The organism is Vibrio sp. SSH13-20 (genome assembly GCF_040104475.1).
GTDB classification, from domain to species: Bacteria; Pseudomonadota; Gammaproteobacteria; order Enterobacterales; family Vibrionaceae; genus Vibrio; species Vibrio harveyi.
The window spans coordinates 253,293-276,904 of the sequence record NZ_JBECOU010000008.1 but is presented as its reverse complement, the minus strand read 5'-3'; the positions used below and the strand labels follow the sequence as shown (position 1 = coordinate 276,904).

Genomic DNA, 23,612 nt, shown 5'->3' with positions numbered 1-23,612 from the left:
CTCCGTTTTTTTATTCTCTCAATTGCTCAAGATTAGTAATGATACTGTTGGCAATATCTGCAGCCGATGCGCCATCGAAGTTGATATCTAACTGCTGACCCCCTTTATTAATGGTTAGGGTCGAGTCTCCAGAATCTTCCGTTACAGACAAGGTAATACCATTCACTTGTCCAGAGAAGTCACCAGACTCGAAATCATCAAGCAGCGTCGACATATCGGTACCAGAAACATCATCGAACAAATCTCTAAGTTCGAGTTTGTCGCCTTCCGACGCATCAAAGTCTGTGACTGAATCCACCGCATTATCCATTTGAGTCCAAACAAACACATCACCATCAGCACCACCGGTCAGGATATCATCGTCTAGACCTCCTATGATGATATCTTCCCCCGCATTGCCCGAGATAGTATCTTCTCCTTCCTCTCCAAGTAAGATATCGGCACTAGCTGTACCAACAAGAGTATCATCACTATTACCACCCACTCCTGAAGGCGCGCCTATACTTGCAGTAACAGACACCGTAAGCGCCCCTATATCAAAATCACCGTTTGATGACTCAGTTCGATAAGAAATTCTTGCACTATCTCCATCATCCAAACTATTTGAAGGGATAAATACCAACTGATTATCTACAACGAGTACTTGACCTTTACTTGGATCAACAACTGCGTCAGCCAACGTTAGTGTAGCCGCATTGTCGCTGTTGGTATCGTTTGAAAGTACATCAACCACAATTGGCGTCCCTTCAGGTGTTGATGCTGTGTCATCTACAGCTTCAACAGAGTTTGGCTCCAAATCAAATGAAACGGTTTCTGCTGTAGTATCACCATCGCCGTCAGTCAGTACGTAATCAAAGTCAAACTGAGTAGCAACCGCAATCGATGAAGCAAAGAAGGTGTATTCACCCGTGTTTAAATCAATAACTACAGAGTTTTGACTGTCCACTACAATCGTCACGGTATCTTCAACTGCATCAACAATGGTTGTCGCTCCAGTGTTGTTAGCGTCATCATCCACCGTAATAGTCGTACCATCAAACGTCACCGTAATACCCGTTGCGCCACCATAGTTAAATGACGATACATAGCCGCCATCAGCACCAAAGAACGACGCACTTCCCCCCATAACAGTCGAACCTAAAGCACCAGTTATTGGCGTTACGATCGATTGGATGAGTATCGCTGGAAGGCTATTAATATCCGGAACGATAATTGGGTCGATTTGTTTATCTATTGGATTATTAGCGTCATAAGCAACAGGCTCTAAGAACTGAGTTGCAGCTCCGGTACCAATACCGTAAGCGAGCGCTGTTACATTATATTGCTCTAGCTGCGCTTCCCAATCCGACTGTTCTGTTGCATCAATCTGATTCCCGGTAGAGCTAGGATTACCATCCGATAGGAAGTAGCTAAGGTTGTTTGCATCCGCAAGTAGCTCAGGATTACCCCAAACATCATCTTCGGCAGCAAGTGCAACGGCATCGTCGTAATCCGTACCGCCACCTGCAGTTAAGCTATTAATCAGTGCGATAGCTTGATCAACATCCATCCAAATTGTTGTTAAATCATTAGGTAAGCTGTTATCTGATGATTCAACACCATCTTCGCCAAGTACATTTGCATTACTACTGAAGGTTGTGATTTGAACTTTAGTATCTCCAAGTAATTGGTATTCTAATAACAAGGCTATCGATGCGCTTTTCAGTACATCAAGACGCGAAGTTACAACATTTGAACTTGAACCAGTAACTGAATCCCACCCCATCGATCCTGATACATCCAGGATCAACTGAACGTTGGAACCTGTTGTTTGCATCGCATTAACGTCTTCAACAACCGTTTCAGCAAATGGAGAGTCATCTTCAATGGCGACCGTAGCAGTTGCAGAGCTAGTAATACCAAGTGCGTTTGACGCAATCACTGGAACTTCTAAATCAATTACGTCTTCGCCACCACTATCCGGATGATCGACTTTTCCTAGTAGCTCTGTCGATAAATTACCAAGATCGTCAACAGACACCTCAATAATTGGCTGACCGCTTGCAGAGCCCGTAAGTGTCTTATCGTTGTTTGAGAGCGTCCAAACTAATGCATCTCCATCACTTGAAATTAGCGTCGTTGGTAAGCCCAATGTGACGGATTCCACAGTTGCTCCCAATGTAAGTGAGCCAGTATCATTCGTGGAATCTGTTGTATCAATAAAACCAGCTAATGCTCCATTGTCGGCATTCGCATCAGGTAAACCTTCTTCAGACACATTAAGTGCTACTGCACCAGAAATGGTTGGTGGGATAGCAGGGTTAACTGCAAATGATCCCGTAACACTGTCTCCATCGGCATCCGTTACTGTGTACTCGAAGTCAATATCACCATCACCAATAGGTTCGCTGAGTGGCTCATATTGGATGAACTCCCACTTGCCTGTGCTCGGTGTAAACTGCACTTCGAACGCAACACCATTATCTGTTAAACCAACTAAACGATTAGGGTTTTGCGCGTCGACGCTGACTGTAATATCGTCTCCACCTGCCGTCTGTAAACCTGATTCCGCACCCGTTAAAGCTGTTACGCCCGGACCATCTGCACCGTATGTAGAACTAATTGTTCCCTCTGCGGATGCGATTGGAATACCACCATCAGAACCGATAAAGGTAATGGATTTAACAGTAAAATCACTATTATCTTCAATATTCGGTCCATTACCGTTATCCGTTGCTTCTAGAATGATCTGATCAAAGCCACCTTGCTGAACACTAAAGTTTGCTGCGAAATCACCACTTTGAGCATCAGAAGTAAAGGTTTGTTGAGCAATTAGCACGCCATCTCGATAGAATGATGCGACCCCTTCTTCTAATTCACCTCCAAACATTTTGGCAAACTCAATTTCCGCACCAAACGCAACTTTATCACCCAAGTCTATGATGAGTTTTTCAGATACACCTTGATTGTTAGCAAAACGGTAATCGACCTCATTATCCAATGGGAAGCCGTTGTCACCTGAGCTTTTAACCCCAATACCATCCGAAGACTGATTGACTTGTGCTGCGCCAAGCGTCACCGATTCATCCGAAATAAAACCTTCGGCTGTTACAACAACGTCACCAAAGGTTCTACTGAAAGAATCTGCACCATTACCTGTAAAGCTCACTTGTCCAGTTATAACATCGGGGATATCCAAGTTTGTAACGTCTACTACTGGCACGTTACTTGGTACTGATGGACGGTCATCTTCAACAATAACATTGAGGCTTTCAGACGTTGTGGTTTGACCATCACTGACCGAGATCTGCAAATCAAAGTCAATGATATCCTCAACATCATTCACCGGATGATCGAGTGGTTCAAACAGTGTGATGTTGTAATCCCAAGAACCTTGTCCTGAGACAGCGGGCTCCGTGAGAACAACAGTTGCAACAACAGCTAAACTCGCAGTAGAAGCCGTCAATGTTTGAGTATTGCTGTTCCATGCCCAAGACACAGGCTCTCCACCTGATGTGAGTGTATTTGGACCAGAAAGAACGACTGAAACATTCGCTGTATCCGGGTCTCCAACTGTAAATGACCCTGAGAAGCTGGCTGCATTTGTAGTATCGGTAGGAGAACCCGTGGAATCAGGTATACCATCGGTTAACCCTTCTTCTGAAACAACCGCATCGATAACGTCGGAAGTAGCTGGAGGTGCATCATTATCGATAATTGTTGCATTACCGACATCAGAGCCCAATACAGGACCAACGCCTACAACAGAAACACTGAAGTCCTCATCCTGCTCAAACACTGCGTCGTTCAGGGTATCAATTCGAACATCAAATTGAGTCGAGCCTGCTGGTACCGTGACTAAACCATCATTCGGAACTGCAACCCAGCCGGAACCAGTATTATATTCAAGCGTGCCTAGATCACCCACTCCGGTGTCACCAGTGTTAAGAGTAAGCTGAACCTGAACCGCAGCTTCAGACTCGTTAGTGAGCGAGACAACGAAGTTGGCAGTGTCACCTTCGTTAATCGTGCCAGCATCGCTAATAGAAACCGTTGGGCGGTCGTCGTCCGGATCTGGGTCTGGTCCTGTACCGTCATCGACGATAGTGGCTGTGCCCGTGTCAGTGCCTTGAACAGGGTCGAGACCGGTCACGTCTACCGTAAAGTTCTCTGGACCTTCGTAGACTTCGTCATCAATCGATGCAATACGCACATCGAACTCAGTTAACCCTGCTGGCACAGTCACCACACCATCTACAGGAACGGCTACCCAGCCTGAGCCGGTGTTGTATTCAAGAGTACCAAGGTCACCGGCTTCGGTATCACCGAGGTTAAGGTCGAGTTGCACTTCTACTGGGGCTTCTGATGCATTAGTGAGCGAGACAACAAAGTTGGCGGTATCGCCTTCGTTAATTGTGCCTGCATCACTAATAGATACCGTTGGACGGTCGTCGTCCGGATCGGGATCAGGTCCCGTACCGTCGTCGACAATGGTTGCAGTACCTGTGTCTGTACCTTGGACAGGACCTAAACCAGTTACGTCCACCGTGAAGTTTTCAGGACCTTCGTAGACTTCGTCATCAATCGATGCAATTCGAACATCGAATTGAGTCATACCAGCAGGAACACTCACCACACCATTAACAGGAACGGCTACCCAACCTGAGCCCGTGTTGTATTCAAGGGTACCAAGGTCACCTGCTTCGGTGTCACCGAGGTTAAGGTCGAGTTGCACCTCAACTGGGGATTCAGATGCATTGGTCAGCGAGACAACAAAGTTAGCGGTGTCACCTTCGTTAATTGTGCCTGCATCACTAATAGAAACCGTTGGACGGTCATCATCCGGATCGGGATCAGGACCCGTACCGTCGTCGACAATGGTTGCGGTACCCGTATCAGTGCCTTGGACAGGACCAAGACCGGTCACATCTACCGTGAAGTTCTCTGGACCTTCGTAGACTTCGTCATCAATCGAAGCGATTCGTACATCGAACTCAGTTAAGCCTGCTGGCACAGTCACTACGCCATCGACAGGAACGGCAACCCAACCTGAGCCAGTGTTGTATTCAAGGGTACCAAGGTCACCTGCTTCGGTGTCACCGAGGTTAAGGTCGAGTTGAACTTCGACTGGGGCTTCTGATGCATTAGTTAGAGAGACAACGAAGTTGGCGGTATCGCCCTCGTTAATCGTGCCAGCATCGCTAATAGATACGGTTGGACGGTCATCATCCGGATCGGGATCAGGTCCCGTACCATCATCGACAATGGTTGCGGTCCCCGTATCAGTGCCTTGAACAGGACCAAGACCGGTCACATCTACCGTGAAGTTTTCAGGACCTTCGTAGACTTCGTCATCAATCGATGCGATTCGAACATCGAATTGAGTCATACCAGCAGGAACGCTTACTATTCCATCGACAGGCACTGCAACCCAACCTGAGCCCGTGTTGTATTCAAGGGTACCAAGGTCACCTGCTTCGGTGTCACCGAGGTTAAGGTCGAGTTGCACCTCAACTGGGGCTTCAGAAGCATTGGTCAGTGATACAACGAAATTGGCGGTATCGCCCTCGTTAATCGTGCCAGCATCGCTAATAGATACCGTCGGACGGTCATCATCCGGATCGGGATCAGGACCCGTACCATCATCGACGATAGTGGCTGTACCCGTATCAGTACCTTGGACAGGACCGAGACCGGTCACATCTACCGTGAAGTTCTCTGGGCCTTCGTAGACTTCGTCATCAATCGAAGCGATTCGTACATCGAACTGAGTTAAGCCTGCTGGTACAGTCACTACGCCATTGACAGGAACGGCTACCCAACCTGAACCAGTGTTGTATTCAAGAGTACCGAGATCGCCCACTTCGGTGTCACCAAGGTTAAGGTCGAGTTGCACTTCCACTGGGGCTTCAGAAGCGTTAGTTAATGAGACAACGAAATTGGCGGTATCGCCCTCGTTAATCGTGCCAGCATCGCTAATAGAAACCGTTGGGCGATCGTCGTCCGGATCTGGGTCTGGCCCTGTACCGTCATCGACGATAGTGGCTGTGCCCGTGTCAGTGCCTTGAACAGGGCCGAGACCGGTCACATCTACCGTGAAGTTCTCTGGGCCTTCGTAGACTTCGTCGTCAATCGAAGCGATTCGAACATCGAACTGAGTCATACCAGCAGGAACACTTACTACACCACCAACAGGGACGGCAACCCAACCTGAGCCCGTGTTGTATTCGAGAGTGCCAAGGTCACCGGCTTCGGTATCACCAAGGTTAAGATCGAGTTGAACTTCAACTGGTGCTTCAGAAGCATTGGTCAGTGATACAACAAAGTTTGCAGTATCGCCCTCGTTGATCGTGCCAGCATCGCTAATAGATACGGTTGGACGGTCATCATCCGGATCGGGATCAGGACCTGTACCATCATCGACGATAGTGGCTGTACCCGTATCAGTGCCTTGAACAGGACCGAGACCAGTTACGTCTACGGTGAAGTTCTCTGGACCTTCGTAGACTTCGTCATCAATAGAAGCAATACGCACATCAAACTCAGTTAACCCTGCTGGTACAGTCACTACACCATCGACAGGCACCACAACCCAACCAGAGCCCGTGTTGTATTCAAAGGTACCAAGGTCACCTGCTTCGGTATCACCGAGGTTAAGGTCGAGTTGCACTTCTACTGGGGCTTCAGAAGCATTGGTCAGAGATACAACGAAATTGGCGGTATCGCCCTCGTTGATCGTGCCAGCGTCGCTAATAGATACCGTCGGACGGTCGTCATCTGGGTCGGGTTCAGGGCCCGTACCATCATCAACGATGGTTGCGGTACCCGTATCAGTGCCTTGAACAGGACCGAGACCAGTTACGTCTACGGTGAAGTTTTCAGGACCTTCGTAGACTTCGTCATCAATCGATGCGATTCGAACATCGAACTCAGTTAAGCCTGCTGGCACAGTCACTACGCCATCGACAGGAACGGCTACCCAGCCTGAGCCGGTGTTGTATTCAAGGGTACCAAGGTCACCTGCTTCGGTATCACCGAGGTTAAGGTCGAGTTGCACTTCCACTGGAGCTTCAGAAGCATTGGTCAGTGATACAACAAAGTTAGCGGTGTCACCTTCGTTAATCGTACCAGCGTCACTGATAGATACCGTCGGACGGTCATCATCTGGCTCAGGCTCTGGCCCCGTACCATCATCGACGATAGTGGCTGTGCCCGTGTCAGTACCTTGGACAGGACCAAGACCTGTTACGTCTACGGTGAAGTTCTCTGGACCTTCATAGACTTCATCATCAATCGAAGCGATTCGTACATCAAACTCAGTTAACCTTGCTGGTACAGTCACTACGCCATCGACAGGCACTGCAACCCAACCAGAGCCCGTGTTGTATTCAAGGGTACCAAGGTCACCTGCTTCGGTGTCACCAAGGTTAAGGTCGAGTTGCACTTCGACTGGGGCTTCAGAAGCATTGGTCAGTGATACAACAAAGTTTGCAGTATCGCCTTCATTAATCGTGCCAGCATCGCTAATAGATACGGTTGGACGGTCATCATCCGGATCGGGATCAGGACCTGTACCATCATCGACGATGGTTGCTGTACCCGTATCAGTGCCTTGAACAGGACCAAGACCTGTTACGTCTACGGTGAAGTTCTCTGGACCTTCGTAGACTTCATCATCAATCGATGCGATTCGAACATCGAACTGAGTCATACCAGCAGGAACACTTACTACACCACCAACAGGGACGGCAACCCAACCTGAGCCAGTGTTGTATTCGAGAGTACCAAGGTCACCTGCTTCGGTATCACCGAGGTTAAGGTCGAGTTGCACTTCTACTGGGGCTTCAGAAGCATTGGTCAGAGATACAACGAAATTGGCGGTATCGCCCTCGTTGATCGTGCCAGCGTCGCTAATAGAAACCGTTGGGCGGTCGTCATCTGGGTCGGGTTCAGGGCCCGTACCATCATCAACGATGGTTGCTGTCCCCGTATCAGTGCCTTGAACAGGACCGAGACCAGTTACGTCTACGGTGAAGTTCTCTGGACCTTCGTAGACTTCGTCATCAATAGAAGCAATACGCACATCAAACTCAGTTAACCCTGCTGGTACAGTCACTACACCATCGACAGGAACGGCTACCCAGCCAGAGCCGGTGTTGTATTCGAGAGTACCTAGGTCACCAGCTTCGGTATCACCAAGGTTAAGATCGAGTTGAACCTCAACTGGTGCTTCAGAAGCATTGGTCAGTGATACAACGAAATTGGCGGTGTCACCTTCGTTAATTGTGCCTGCATCACTGATAGAAACCGTTGGACGGTCATCGTCCGGATCGGGATCAGGGCCAGTACCGTCATCGACGATGGTTGCTGTACCCGTATCAGTGCCTTGAACAGGGCCGAGACCGGTCACATCTACCGTGAAGTTCTCTGGACCTTCGTAGACTTCGTCATCAATCGAAGCGATTCGAACATCGAATTGAGTCATACCAGCAGGAACGCTTACTATGCCATCGACAGGCACTGTAACCCATCCTGAGCCTGTGTTGTATTCGAGAGTACCTAGGTCACCAGCTTCGGTATCACCAAGGTTAAGATCGAGTTGAACCTCAACTGGTGCTTCAGAAGCATTGGTCAGTGATACAACGAAATTGGCGGTGTCACCTTCGTTAATTGTGCCTGCATCACTGATAGAAACCGTTGGACGGTCATCGTCCGGATCGGGATCAGGGCCAGTACCGTCATCGACGATGGTTGCTGTACCCGTATCAGTGCCTTGAACAGGGCCGAGACCGGTCACATCTACCGTGAAGTTCTCTGGACCTTCGTAGACTTCGTCATCAATCGAAGCGATTCGAACATCGAATTGAGTCATACCAGCAGGAACGCTTACTATGCCATCGACAGGCACTGTAACCCATCCTGAGCCTGTGTTGTATTCGAGAGTACCTAGGTCACCAGCTTCGGTATCACCGAGATTAAGGTCGAGTTGAACCTCACCTGGGGCTTCAGAAGCATTGGTCAGTGATACAACGAAATTGGCGGTGTCACCTTCGTTAATCGTGCCAGCATCACTGATAGATACGGTTGGACGGTCATCATCTGGCTCAGGCTCTGGCCCCGTACCATCATCGACGATAGTGGCTGTGCCCGTGTCAGTACCTTGGATGGGACCTAAACCAGTTACGTCTACGGTGAAGTTCTCTGGACCTTCATAAACTTCATCATCAATCGATGCGATTCGTACATCGAACTCAGTTAACCCTGCTGGTACAGTCACTACACCACTAACGGGTACTGCAACCCAACCTGAGCCTGTGTTGTATTCGAGAGTACCTAGGTCACCAGCTTCGGTATCACCGAGATTAAGGTCGAGTTGAACCTCAACTGGGGCTTCAGAAGCATTGGTCAGTGATACAACGAAATTGGCGGTGTCACCTTCGTTAATTGTGCCTGCGTCAGTGATAGATACCGTTGGACGGTCGTCGTCCGGATCGGGATCAGGGCCAGTACCGTCATCGACAATGGTTGCGGTACCCGTATCAGTGCCTTGAACAGGACCAAGACCTGTTACGTCTACCGTGAAATTCTCTGGACCTTCATAAACTTCATCATCAATCGAAGCAATACGCACATCGAACTCAGTTAAGCCTGCAGGAACACTTACTACACCACCAACCGGGACGGCAACCCAACCTGAGCCAGTGTTGTATTCGAGAGTGCCAAGGTCACCAGCTTCGGTATCACCAAGGTTAAGGTCGAGCTGCACTTCCACTGGAGCTTCAGAAGCGTTAGTTAACGAGACAACAAAGTTAGCGGTATCGCCTTCGTTAATCGTACCTGCATCACTGATAGATACCGTTGGACGGTCATCATCCGGATCGGGATCAGGGCCAGTACCATCGTCAACAATAGTTGCGGTACCCGTATCAGTGCCTTGGACAGGACCAAGACCGGTCACATCTACCGTAAAGTTCTCTGGACCTTCGTATACTTCGTCATCAATCGAAGTGATTCGTACATCGAACTCAGTTAAGCCTGCAGGCACAGTCACTACGCCATCGACAGGAACGGCTACCCAACCTGAACCGGTGTTGTATTCGAGAGTACCGAGGTCGCCTGCTTCGGTATCACCGAGGTTAAGATCCAGTTGAACCTCAACTGGGGCTTCAGAAGCGTTAGTTAACGAGACAACAAAGTTAGCGGTGTTGCCTTCGTTGATCGTGCCTGCATCACTAATAGATACCGTTGGACGGTCGTCGTCCGGATCGGGATCAGGACCCGTACCATCATCAACAATGGTTGCAGTACCCGTATCGGTACCTTGGACAGGGCCGAGACCGGTCACGTCTACCGTAAAGTTCTCTGGACCTTCGTAGACTTCATCGTCAATCGATGCGATTCGAACATCGAACTCAGTTAAGCCTGCTGGTACAGTCACCACACCACCGATAGGGACGGCAACCCAACCAGAGCCCGTGTTGTATTCAAGAGTGCCGAGGTCACCTGCTTCGGTATCACCGAGATTAAGGTCGAGTTGCACTTCGACTGGGGCTTCTGATGCATTAGTTAACGAGACAACGAAGTTAGCGGTATCGCCTTCGTTAGTCGTACCTGCATCACTGATAGATACCGTTGGACGGTCATCATCCGGATCGGGATCAGGACCCGTACCGTCGTCGACAATGGTTGCGGTACCCGTATCGGTACCTTGAACAGGACCAAGACCGGTCACATCTACCGTGAAGTTCTCTGGACCTTCGTAGACTTCATCGTCAATCGAAGCGATTCGTACATCGAACTCAGTTAAGCCTGCTGGCACAGTCACTACGCCATCGACAGGAACGGCTACCCAACCTGAGCCGGTGTTGTACTCAAAAGTATCGAGGTCGCCGGCTTCGGTATCACCAAGGTTAAGGTCGAGTTGAACTTCAACTGGGGCTTCAGAAGCGTTAGTTAACGAGACTACAAAGTTAGCGGTATCGCCTTCGTTAATCGTACCTGCATCACTGATAGATACCGTTGGACGGTCGTCATCCGGATCGGGACTAGGACCAGTATTGTCATCGACAATCGTTGCACTACCTGAATCAGAACCTTGAACTGAGTCCAAACCTGTCACACTAACACTGAACTCTTCAGGACCTTCGTAGACTTCGTCATCAATAGTAGCAACGCGAACATCAAACTCGCTTAATCCCGCAGGTACCGTAACTACACCATCGTTTGGAACGGCAACCCAACCTGAACCAGTGTTGTATTCTAGGACGCCAAGATCGCCCGTTTCGGTATCACCAAGATCAAGACCTAGTTCTACTTGGACTGGAGAATCAGCTTCATTAGTTAGAGACACAACGAAGTTTGCCGTATCACCTTCATTAACAACTCCCGCATCGCTAATGGATACCGTTGGACGGTCGTCATCAGGGTCAGGTCCCGGGCCAGTACCATCATCAACAATGGTCCCTGTTCCCGTCTGAGGAATCGCTTGATTGCCAGTGTTTCCAGACAAAGTAAATGTTTCTGAGCCTTCAAAGAGGTCGTCATCAATCGTACTAATAGTGACACTGTAGCTTATATTGTTCGCTGGCACGGATACATCAAAGCTACCATCTGGATTGACGTTTACGACTTGAGTGCTGTTGTCTTCGAAAGTAATCGTAACGGATGTGTTGGTGTAATCTATTCCACCTTCAGCGCTACCATCAGCCAGATTCATACTGACCACAGTATCGGTCGTACTTAGGTTACTAAGCGTCACATCTAATATGGCTAAATCGCCCTCATTAACCGTAGTATCACTAATAGATGTAACTGTCGGTCTATCGTCATCCGGATTGGGACCGGGACCAGAACCGTCATCAACAATGGTTCCCGTTCCTGACGTTGTGCCATTTTGATTCTCTGTTGAGCCCGATAACGTAAACGTCTCCGTTCTTTCAAACAAATCATCGTCTATTGTATTTATCGTGACATTGTAACTAACCTCATTCGCAGGGACAGTGACAGCAAAGCTACCGTCTGGGTTTACATTAACAATCTGAGTGCTGTTATCCTCGAACGTAATAGTGACGGAAGTGTTTGTGTAATCTAATCCACCCTCCGCAGTTCCATCAGATAACGTCATGTTCACCGTCGTTTCTGACGTACTCGGGTTGCTAAGCGTTACCTCAAGCACAGCTTCCTCACCCTCGTTTACGGTTGTATCGCTGACAGAAGCAACGGTCGGTCGATCGTCATCAGGCTCTTCACCCGGACCAGTGCCATCATCTTTTATTGTTGCCACACCTGTAACGGGTTCCGGTTGGTTCTCCGTACCACCGCTTAACGTGAAAGTTTCGTTTCCTTCAAATACGTCGTCATCAATCGTATCCACCGTGATTACGAACGACTCATCTCCAATGGGGATTGAAACAGAAAACGTCCCATCTTCTCCGACATTTATTTGATCCGTACTTCCATCTTCAAAAGTAATAGTAATAACCGAGTTGTCGTAATCAGCTCCCCCTGTCGCAGAATCATCACTAAGGGATAATGTCACCTCAGTCTCTTGCTGTGTGGGCTGGTCGAGAGTGACTTCAAAAGACGCTTGATCACCTTCGTTTATTGTCGGGCTGGATATGTCCTGAACGATAACCTGAGCAGGGATAATTATTTGTTGGTTGATAAACTCAAGCAACGAAAGCTCTTGAGTTTCTGATAGGGGTATTGCTGTACCGACCGTTTCGAAATCCGTACTAGCAAGAGCCTCTGCGCCTGTACGATCAATTGCTCCAGTCGACTGTGGACTCGAACCATCGCTTTCACCCGCTGCAGGTTCAAAGTCACCTTCAAGCTGTGCAGGGTCTTCCCCGGCTGCGATTGCCTCAATTAGTGCGGTGATATCGTCCGTTACATTAATTGAGCTGCCATCAGGGGCTATTTGTTCGAAATTCAATTGAGAAGTGTCAGACACTTCAGTGATAACCAATTCCCCAGATGCAGGGACCTGACCTGGTTCTAAGGTCCTAATTTCCCCGTCAATTCCAATAACTACGATATTACTCGCAAGCGAGCTAAAGGTTACTCGATCCATAAATCACCCCACCAGGCTTTCAAGTTGTCAAAAGTTTGTCACCCCAACAAATACGACTATAGTTTAGTCAAAATCATCGTGTTTTCTTTGTATATGGCGACAACGAGATGGGAACGAGTTCCATAGGCGGGGATCGTTTTACTTTAGGCGCGAAACAGGTTGTAGGACGCTATGATATTAAGAATTCAAGCTTTTCTTCTGATAAAGGCTGCCAACCAAATGAGCACTCTGGCTCATATGTGCTAAGGTTTTATTAGGCGGATCACTGGATTTTCTGAATAAAAGCCTAGGGTTAACAGAATGTTGATTAATTCATCGACGATAAGCTGTTATTTGTGATGTTTCGTCTCAATCTTGAGATGAAATAACTAAAAAGCTATACAAATTTTCTAGGAGAACCACTGTGAAATGGAATCGACTAAAAATAGCTTGCTGCTGCAGTTTCATTTTGACGTCACCCGTGTTCGGTCAAACTTTAGAGCAAGCCGTAGCGCTCACGTTGAAGAATAACCCAGACATCAAGAGTGCGTTCAATGAGTTCAACAGTCGTAAATACATCAACGAAGCCTCATCTGGAGCATATTTACCATCCATAGACTTGGATGCGGGCATCGGTTATGAAGGGATTGACCCGGCTGAAGAAGTGAGCCGTGGAGACACGGATTTAACACGAAAGGAGGCGTCCATCACTTTAACCCAGCTCATATGGGATGGCAGCGCAACACTGAATGATATGGACCGAACTGCAGCAGATGCTGAATCGGTAAGGTTTCAACTACTCGCTGACGCTTCAGACACCGCATTAGAAGTAACCAGAGTTTATTTAGACTCAGTGAAAGCGTACGAAATATTAACTCTGTCAGAGAACAACCTTGCAGTGCATAAGAAAATTTACGCAGATATTAAAAAGCGCGTAAATTCTGGGATTGGATCGACTGCCGATTTAACGCAAGTTGAAGCTCGTTTAGCGAAAGCGCACGGTAACTTGGCGGCTGCACAGAACAACCTTTTCGATTCTCATACCATGTTCACACGTTTAGTGGGTCAAACACCACAAGGTTTGATCTTTCCACGAGCCGATGAAAACTTCCTTCCTTACACCGTGGACGAAGCAATCGGATTAGCATTTGAAGTCCACCCAGTCATCCAAGTCGCGTTGGCTGATGTGGATTCCGCAAAGTTCCAGTACAAACAATCTAAGGGCGTTAACTACCCAACTATCTCAATTGAAGCTTCTCAGACTTGGCGTGATGATGCGGACGGTCTAAAAGGCAGAAGCGACGAAACACTGGCTATGCTCAGATTGCGTTATAACCTTTACAACGGTGGTAGCGACGCAGCGAACTCTGAAAACTTCGCTTACCAACTCAATAAAGCAAAAGACCTTCGTGAAGGTGCATATCAAAATGTTGAAGAAGGTTTAAGGCTGTCTTGGAGCGCATTGGATCTTACGCTGCAACAAAAAGAGTTCCTATCCGATCACGTAGATTCAGCCGCAAAAACAGTCATTGCCTACGAGAAACAATATCGTATTGGTAAGCGTACCCTACTCGATTTGCTCAACACAGAAAATGAGCTGTTTGAAGCACGTAAGGACTACTTGGATGCCAAATATGCTGAGCAATACGCAAAATACCGCGTAATGAACGCAACCGGTCAACTGCTTAACTCTTTGCGTATCGATATACCACGAGAGTGGCTAGAGAAAGTGGAGTATTAATATGAAAGTAATACCTATTTTTTTCATGGTTGGTTTGATTTCCGCTTGTAGTGGCTCTAATTCAAACAGAGTAACCGGTGATGAATACGAATACATGGAAACACCGACAGCTAACCAGATTGCTGACTTAATCGACGATGACAGAGACGGTGTTATTAATGCACGAGACCTGTGTCCTGGAACACCAGAAGGCTCTTTGATCGATAACGACGGCTGTGGGGAATACGCGAAATCATCCCAAGAAATGCAGATTCGAGTTCTATTTGCTAACGACTCTTCTGAAATCAACCCTGTCTTTGCTCAGCAAATTAGCGACCTTTCTGATTTCCTTAAAGAGTACCCAACAACGTCAATTGAACTGCAAGGTTACACCAGTATCACTGGTACGGATGAATACAATCTTGCCCTTTCGAAACGCAGAGCAGAAAGCGTTCGCAACGAGCTGATTCAAAATGGGATATCACCAGATCGTCTAAGAATCGTCGGCTTTGGTGAAACCAAGCTTGCCGCTCAAGGGACAGATGAAAGAAGTCATGCACTCAATCGCCGTGTAACCGCAACCGTGGTCGGATACAAAGGTGAAGTCGAGAAAGAATGGACTATCTTCACAACGCTACCTAAGAATTAATAGTTAATAATTAATAGTTAATAGTTAAAGCCACTCTGTTAGGTAACCATCTCAAGCAATAACAAAAAAGCCAGCAAGATATCATTGCTGGCTTTCGTTTGGGCTTTCTACACCGAACTGACCAAAGGTACTTCAATCATAGATGAGTGGTAAAACTTGTAGCGCCCCTTCCCTAGTTGTTTTGCGCGGTACACCGCCATGTCTGAGCAATGGAGAAGCGTCTCAATATCTCGCTCTACATCCTCAGTCATCACAACACCAATCGACGCGGTTAGATTAATATCAATACCTAAACGGTCTGCGGTTGCTTGGAGTTGGTGAAGAAACTGATCCAACTTTAATTCTAGCTCTCGCTTACTATTAAACTCTTGAGTTAGAACAACAAACTCATCCCCACCAAAACGACCGATGAGGTCTCGTTTGTGAGCAAAGTGTTCTCGCAAGACTGCCACAAACAACGCAATCACTTTATCCCCAGCCATATGACCATAGGTGTCGTTGATAAACTTCAGGTTGTCCATATCAAAGAAGATACATGCTTTAGGACTGTTACTGAGCGACAGTGACTTTTCAGCGCCACGCAAGAAGTATTCACGAGTCAGCAAGCCACTTCGTGAGCAAAAAACACCATTCCGACTTGCTTGAAGAACTTGTTCAAAATGTTCCTTTAGTTCCATGGACGTGTCGTTGAACACAACTTGGCTCTCTTCTAAAAATCGGTCAAGGGGCTGGGTCAAACCAACCACTTGTTTCCCCATCATACGAGCAATCACAACGTAAATAGCAATGATCATGAGAACATTCACACCAAACATCATGGTGCCTTCACCCAACAAACTGCTGAACTTAGCTTTGGATAACAGAATCCAAGGTGTTCCATCTACTTTAGTGAATTCAACGTAAGATAGATCAAATGGCAAACTGTAAGTAAAGAATCCCCCATTATTTGCCCCGGTAAGTGCTTTCAGATTCCCTTCGCGATCAAACAGCTTCTCATAACCGTAGTTGAATAAGTTTACCCCTACATAGAACTCATCTTTAGAGTGGCTAATGATATTCAGATCTTCGTCCAGCAAAACGCTGTAGATATTATTTTCGCTGTCGCTTTGGAGCGCGGTTTGAATTTCGCCAAAATGAATAGAAGCTGAGATGGTACCCATTAGGTCTCCCAATTCATCGAACATAGGGCGACATAACACGTATACGATATTGCCGTTTGAGATATCAGTGAGAACGTCGGTCATCACTGCTTTTTTACTGCGAATCACTTGATGAAAGTAATCTCGATGAGCGATGGAGTGCACCTTATTGTTGTGCGTGCTCACCATGTTCCCGACTCCATCACTAAAGCCAATACCCGCAAGCTCAAAGGCTTGCTTGTAAGGGACCGCACGATTTGCCCGTTCTTGCAACGTAATATCGGGTTCGATGAAGTGTTCGTCTTTGCTCATTGCTCGTAGTAAATCGCGGTATCCATCGATGATGGTTCCTAGGTTGATCTCCGCCGATTTTACATGGTATCGAGCTAGGTTTTTCGCCTCATCAACTTGTTGATACGCCCAATAAGTAAAGTTAGTAAAGAGTGCTATCAACACTATTGGGACAGTGTAACGCAGGGTGACTGACTGAAGACTTCGAGATACGTTCATGATTTAGTTATTGTTATTTGCCATCGATTAGCGGTTTATTTAAGCCTTTTTCCAGCTCATGGGCCTTGAATGTTGGCGTACAGATTTTAAAAAATACAAGTACGTTTACACTACGGTCTCACCAGCAAGAAAATCCGCCAATTATACTCACCCCTGTATATCGAAACAGACATTTTAGTAGTCTTGACGACAAAACATTTTAATCATTCAACAAATGAAATTTGTTTATAAATATCAGTAAATTGAATAATTCTCACTGAATGAGAAACGCAATTTTTATTGATAGATTTAAAGTTTTATATCCTTAACAAATCGAACTTTTGTCGCAGGTGTCACAGTTTTCATATGGCAAAAGTACGAATTTTTGTGCTGAATTTCTAACAATTGAGATAGTTAGCCTACACTTTTCATATCAACTTATTGGATATGGACGTGCACAGTGGTCGGATCGTTTTCATGGAATAACCTATCGGTAAAACACAAGCTATTTAGCTTGGTTTTCTTACCCATCATTTTGCTTCTCTTTCTAGTCGGACAGCAAGTTCATCGACTATCTAGCCAAGCGCAAGATCTTGAGAAAGCGCAACTGTTCTCTGACTATATGGACAAAGTCTCTTATCTCTATAATTTGCCGAATAACACTGAAGTTACCGATGTTGAAGCAGAAATAAAATCGGTAACTCAATCACTCAGCAATGGTGCCAATGGCATTTTCTTGGATAAAGGCGCTGAGATGAAAGACCTTCTTTCTAGCCTCGAAGAAGCGAACCTCTCTCTGTCGGCAGCCACCGACATGGACGAGCGTCTCGATATCGCAGAGTGGCGTGCAGATACCTACAAACAGATTTTATTGGCATTAGAAAAGGTGCCATTCAATGATGCAACTTTTGAAATTCAAGCCCACCTTTCAGCATTGATGCAAATTGAGTGGTTAATGTTCTGGTCTCAAGAAGAAAACCTGCTCAGTCAATATTTGATTTACTCTATTGAACAAAATCAAAGCTATGACGTAGATGTCAGCAGCGAGATCGACTCCTTAGTTAAGAATCAGCAACTGTTCTTAGAACGCTTCGTCACATTAAACGCTAACCAACAGCAAGTTGAATTGCTTATTGAAACCTTCACCAATGACGTCTTTGTACGCAGTCAAGAATTTAGAAGCTTCCTTTTAAATGAAGAAACACTTAGTACACTTCCACCACAAGAAATCGCAGCTGGTTTAACAGCTCTAAACGGTCGACTCGCTCTGCTTAAGGCGGTCGACAACAAAATGACGGAGCAATTGCAAGCAGACGTAGAACATGCCATTTCCGCGGCAAACCAACAACGACTGATGTTCATTAGCGTCATGTCAGTCATGACAATTCTCGTCGTGAGCTTAGCCGTGCGTTTGGTTCGAAAAGTAACCAGTAATCTTCAACTGGTTCTTGAGTTCTTACGTCGCGACAGTTACAGCGAAGAATCCCCCCTTGTCGAATTAGTCAAAGGTAAAGACGAGCTGAGTAAGTTTGCCCAAGAAGTCGAGAGACTCAGTTATGAACGAGAACAAGCCAAGGTTAAATTAACTCAAGCGAAAGAAGACGCAGAGCGCGCAAAAGACGATGCAATTAAAGCAAGCAAAGCGAAAAGCAGCTTCTTAGCCAACATGTCCCATGAAATCCGCACCCCTCTTAATGGCGTTATTGGTATTTCTGAAGTGCTATCTGATACATCATTGACCGCAACACAGCGCGACTATGTTGATACTATTGAAACGTCCTCCCAACTGTTACTTAGCTTGATAAACGACATACTCGATTTCTCTAAGATTGAATCAGGTATGTTATTGATCAGTCCGCACTCGACCTGTGTGCGCGAATCCATTTACGATATTGCTTCTATCGTTTCGCCAAAAGCAAAAGAGAAAGGCATCGACCTTAAAGTAAACATCAGCCGCAACACGCCTTTCCGCTTAATGATCGACGATCACCGTTTACGCCAAGTCGTAATGAACTTTATGTCTAACGCCGTTAAATTTACCGATAAAGGAACCGTGCTCCTTTCTGTTGCAACTCATGTTGTTTCTGGTTCAAATGCCGTAATGGAGTTTTCTGTTCAAGATTCCGGTATTGGTATTGATGAGCAACAACAGAAAAAGATCTTCGAACCATTCGCACAAGAAGATGACTCCACTACCCGCCAATTTGGCGGTACTGGGCTGGGCTTAGCCATCAGCACTCAACTGGTTGAGTTAATGGGTGGGCAAATTCAACTTGAATCAGAAAAAGGCAAAGGTAGCCGCTTCTTCTTCCAATTGAACCCTTCTGTTGTTCAACTCGACTTTGATGCAAAACACACCGCAAATTATGGACAAATTTGGTTGGTCTGTGACGACACCAACATGGAAACAACGCTTCGTGATGAATTGAACTTCTACCGTATCGCTGTTCACCAATCGGTTACGAGTTTAGAGAGTTTACCAACATGGATTAATGACAATGAGCACATCATTGTTATCTACGCTGAAACTCGACCAAATGCTGCAATGGAAAGCGAAGATCACTTCAACAAGCTTGAATCGCAGAACGTCCGCTTATGCTTGGTTAAACACCTTCATAGTGACCAATTTGATTTTGGTGAAAGTGTCAGTGCCATCATTACGCAACCTCTTCTTGGGCAACGTCTGGTCAAAGCGCTTGAAAATTGCGAGACCAAATTCAACCAAGCAAATTTACAAGCAGTGGTGGGTACATCAGAACCGTCGCAAAGTAAGATTTTGGTGGTCGACGATAACACCGTAAACCAGAAAATCGCAGGCTTGCACGTAGCCAAAGCGGGTTTTACTTTTGACCTAGCAGCAAATGGACTAGAAGCGGTCGAGATGTTCAAAAAGAATCAATACTCCTTGATTCTTATGGATTGCATGATGCCAGTTATGGATGGATTTGAGGCCACGCAGAAAATCCGACAGCTGGAACACGAACAAAATCGCAGTGTGAAGATCCCAATTATCGCGTTAACGGCAAGTGTGGTCGATGACGACATTCAGAAGTGTTTTGATGTTGGCATGGATGATTACGTACCGAAACCTTTCAAAGCCAACATATTGAAAGAGAAATTAGCAAAAGCGACGGCTGTTCCAATCGTTGAAGACAACGTATCGTCTGCCTTCTCTGGTATTGGCATTAGCGCGAAATCTAAACCGCAAGATAAACCTGAACCGACCTCTATCAATACACTTCCAAGCCGCTCTGAGCGCATTTTGCTTGTAGAAGATAATACGGTGAACCAGAAAGTTGCCTCGTTATTGCTGAGTAAAGCTGGGTATCAGTTTGAGATTGCCGAAAATGGTCAGATCGCCGTTGATATGTTTCAACAAGATAACGGTTTCGACATCATTTTGATGGATTGCATGATGCCTGTAATGGACGGCTTCGAAGCGACGAAAGAAATCCGTGCTTACGAAAAAAATTCGGGATTACCCAAAACGCCGATTATTGCACTGACAGCAAGTGTTGTGGACGATGATATCCAGCGTTGCTACGACTCTGGCATGGATGCATACGTACCGAAGCCTGTCAGAAAAGAAAAACTTCTGCACCAGATTGAAAGCGTCATTTAAGGGGTAATAGTATGGATACCCACTTCTCTATAGCTAAAAATAACGTTCTCAAATCGCTCTCTACAGCTTTGATGGCTTTTGCTTTGCTGATGTCGTTCGATAGTGAAGCTCTCGCAGCCGATAGCTATGCGATTTTTTCCCTCGACTCTAATTTTGATGAGCTCAACATAACCAAAGCGAGAAAACTGTATCGTGGTAAAACCAAGCGTTTACAAGGTAAGCGAATCGAACTGTCTGATTGGCCGGATGCGTCATCTGAACGTTCAGAGTTCTACCGTTATTTACTCAATAAAAACGCGGCGCAAATGAATGCGCACTGGGCTAGCTTGTCGTTTTCAGGTAAAGCTCGCCCACCGAAAGTCATTGATAATTCCAGTATGGAAGCCCTTTTAGAATGGATGAAAGAAAAGCCTAACCGCATTGGGTATGCACCAGTGAGTAGCCTTCCTTCAAATGCTCAAATCCTCTACGTTGTAAGTTCGGAGAAATAATATGAAGAAAACACTCATCGCATCCATCACGGCAACAACACTAAGTAGCGTCGCTTTCCCGAGCTTGGCAGCAATCGAACTCACCGATAACTTATCGTTAAGTGGCTTTGGCTCAACCTCATGGGCGACAACAGACAACAAAACGCCAGTATTAGTGAATCGTTTTATCGATGACGAAAACTGTTATGACTGTGACACAACATTAGGTGTTCAACTGGATTTTTACTACGACGCGTTTAAAGCATCCGCGCAGGTGGTGAAAAGACCGCAAGACCATTGGAGTGACCCGCAACTAGAGTGGGCTTACCTCGCCTATACCTATGGCAATATTGAGTTTCGTGGCGGTCGCCTGAGAATGCCCGTGTTCTTAGCCTCTGAATACTACTATGTCGGACACGCATTTACCCCTGCTCGCCCACCAAATGAAGTTTATGACAGTATCTTAGGCATCACCGCGTTTAACGGCATTTCATTCTTGTGGAACTATGACATCAATGACAGCATGACACTGACGACTACACCATTTGTCGGCTTCCACGATGAAAGTACGGTCGACTTCAATGACAGTACTGAGCTCACCTTCAAGACCAATGAAATGTACGGTATTAACTTCATCTTAAGTGGCGATTACTATCGTTGGAATTTCACGTATTTGGATTCGAACTATGACCAAGAAACCAAGTTAACTAACTTCCCGGTTCAAGCGCCTGATGGCTCAATCATTATTCTTCCGTCATACACTGATAAGTTGAAAAATGAGAGCATTAAATTGTATTCATTAGGTGCTGAGTACGAGTTTGATGCCTTCACGCTAACCGTCGAAGGTCAAACCAACGATATCGCTTCCGCTTGGTACGCTCAAGGCGCGTATAACCTGAACAAATTTACCCCTTACGTGACTTATGGTCAGCAGTTTGATGACCACGAGCACAAGGTTGGGGGCAGCTACCTACTTGGTGTGAGATACGATCTTCACTACAACGTGTCACTCAATGCAGAATGGCAACACTTCAAAGCTTATCGCAATGTATCTGGCGCGTTCGTCGATACACCAGAGGATGATAATGCAAACATGTACACCATCATGGTGAACTTTGTCTTTTAGCGCCATGGCAGGTCGAGTAATACCGACCTGCCCGCTTTTCCGAAATGCTCAAACGATGTTCATGTAACGGGCTAACCATTAAACATGTTTTGCTCAATCTTACGATCTCTAAAGTAAAACTCTTTATCGTGCTCGCCGATTTCTCGTAATACTCGACAAGGATTGCCAACCGCAACAACATTAGCTGGGATATCCTTTGTCACGACACTACCCGCACCAATTACGGAGTTTTCGCCGATTGTCACGCCCGGTAATACCACCGAGTTCGCCCCTATCCAGACGTTATTACCAATATGAACTGGGATATTAAACTGAGCGATGTCGCGCCTTAGTTCCGGATCAATTGGGTGCCCAGCAGTCGCGATGGTGACATTCGGTCCAATCATGACATGATCGCCGATATAAATATGAGTGTCGTCAACTAAAGTCAGATTAAAGTTAGCGTAAACATTGTCACCTAGGTGAGTATGGCAGCCCCAGTTAGCTCTCAATGGCGGTTCGATGTAGCAATTCTTTCCAACCGATGCGAGCAAGTGATTCAATATGTTAGAGCGCTTCTCTCCCTCCGAAGGACGTGTTTGATTGTAGTCGTATAAGGTCTCTAGACATTCAGTTTGCATTGCTGCCAACGCTTCATCATTGCAGAAGTACACCTGTTGGCTGTGTAGCATGATTTTCTTATCCATTGTCGTTCCTGTTTAGGATGTTCTTTGCAAAAATTTAGCAAAGAGACGCTCAAAGAATCTTGGCAAAAATCATGAAAGTAGCACCGCATCGCAATCAGAAATAAATAATGCCATCAGGCGCACAATTTCACGCGATACGAGCAACAGACAAAAATGGGAGATGGTTAAACACTAATTGAATGGAGATGAGACAAGACGAAAGAATGAAACGTTGAAATGAAAGTTGCCATCAAAAATGCCGCGAAAATCGAATCTTACGGCTTATGCCCAAGTGACTTTGATATGCGGAGTTCAGAGTGTTGTCATTGATTCGAGGTTACTTGGGTATGTTATCAAACGGTCTTATTTCTTCTTTTTGCGGTTTTCTAATCGAGCTTTAAACTTCTTGTTTCGACGCTTTAGAGCACGGAAAAATTTAGACTCTTCGTGATACCAACCTATCACGCTAATCGGAAAGCCCACCAGCATCACGATAAATAAATCCGCAGGAAACTGCTCCGTGATGTCTTTAAAGGTTTGCAGCTCACCGAATATAAACAAGCCAATGACTTTGCCAAGCAGCAACGCACAGCAGATCATCAAGAAAGACTTAATAATATAGTGCCACTTGCCTTTCTTGCGCTCTTCTCGCCAATACACGTATTTGTGCTCGCGGTTGTACATTGCCCCTCCAAGTTCGTG

General features: G+C 46.3%; 9 protein-coding genes. 5 read left to right on the top strand and 4 right to left on the bottom strand.

Annotated elements, in window-relative coordinates; all coding sequences use genetic code 11:
• Positions 1–10 precede the first annotated feature (10 nt).
• Entirely contained in the window at positions 11–13,051 is a 13,041-nt protein-coding gene (locus ABMY42_RS21950) for a Calx-beta domain-containing protein (RefSeq protein ID WP_349266800.1), read from the bottom strand.
• A gap of 403 nt (positions 13,052–13,454) precedes the next feature.
• Here ABMY42_RS21950 and ABMY42_RS21945 point away from each other — a divergent pair, with 403 nt between their 5' ends.
• Together ABMY42_RS21945 and ABMY42_RS21940 are read left to right on the top strand one after the other, a co-directional pair.
• Positions 13,455–14,771: a TolC family outer membrane protein gene (locus ABMY42_RS21945; protein WP_026138255.1), complete on the top strand. Its 1,317-nt coding sequence runs from the start codon at positions 13,455–13,457 to the stop codon at positions 14,769–14,771.
• Position 14,772: 1 nt separating this feature from the next.
• Positions 14,773–15,399, top strand: coding sequence for an OmpA family protein (locus ABMY42_RS21940; RefSeq protein WP_005445925.1), 627 nt, complete (start codon positions 14,773–14,775; stop codon positions 15,397–15,399).
• A gap of 107 nt (positions 15,400–15,506) precedes the next feature.
• Here the strand turns inward: ABMY42_RS21940 and ABMY42_RS21935 are convergent, their stop codons facing one another.
• Complete coding sequence (locus ABMY42_RS21935) at positions 15,507–17,048, bottom strand: diguanylate cyclase (protein ID WP_349266799.1); 1,542 nt, start codon at positions 17,046–17,048, stop codon at positions 15,507–15,509.
• 439 nt (positions 17,049–17,487) lie between these two features.
• Between ABMY42_RS21935 and ABMY42_RS21930 the strand changes: the two genes are divergently transcribed.
• The 3 genes from ABMY42_RS21930 to ABMY42_RS21920 are packed head-to-tail and all read left to right on the top strand — an operon-like array spanning position 17,488 to position 22,245.
• Positions 17,488–20,649, top strand: a complete 3,162-nt coding sequence (locus tag ABMY42_RS21930; protein WP_349266798.1) for a response regulator — start codon at positions 17,488–17,490, stop codon at positions 20,647–20,649.
• A gap of 11 nt (positions 20,650–20,660) precedes the next feature.
• Positions 20,661–21,140 carry a hypothetical protein gene (locus ABMY42_RS21925; RefSeq protein ID WP_005445931.1) on the top strand — a complete coding sequence of 160 codons (480 nt, stop codon included), beginning with the start codon at positions 20,661–20,663 and terminating at the stop codon, positions 21,138–21,140.
• A gap of 1 nt (position 21,141) precedes the next feature.
• Complete coding sequence (locus tag ABMY42_RS21920; RefSeq protein ID WP_349266797.1) at positions 21,142–22,245, top strand: sulfate ABC transporter permease; 1,104 nt, start codon at positions 21,142–21,144, stop codon at positions 22,243–22,245.
• A gap of 71 nt (positions 22,246–22,316) precedes the next feature.
• Here the strand turns inward: ABMY42_RS21920 and ABMY42_RS21915 are convergent, their stop codons facing one another.
• Together ABMY42_RS21915 and ABMY42_RS21910 are read right to left on the bottom strand one after the other, a co-directional pair.
• The gene (locus tag ABMY42_RS21915) at positions 22,317–22,931 is read right to left on the bottom strand and encodes a sugar O-acetyltransferase (RefSeq protein WP_005445935.1); all 615 of its coding nucleotides are present in this window, start codon (positions 22,929–22,931) and stop codon (positions 22,317–22,319) included.
• 342 nt (positions 22,932–23,273) lie between these two features.
• Positions 23,274–23,594 carry a hypothetical protein gene (locus ABMY42_RS21910; RefSeq protein WP_005445937.1) on the bottom strand — a complete coding sequence of 107 codons (321 nt, stop codon included), beginning with the start codon at positions 23,592–23,594 and terminating at the stop codon, positions 23,274–23,276.
• Between the last annotated feature and the right edge of the window lie 18 nt (positions 23,595–23,612).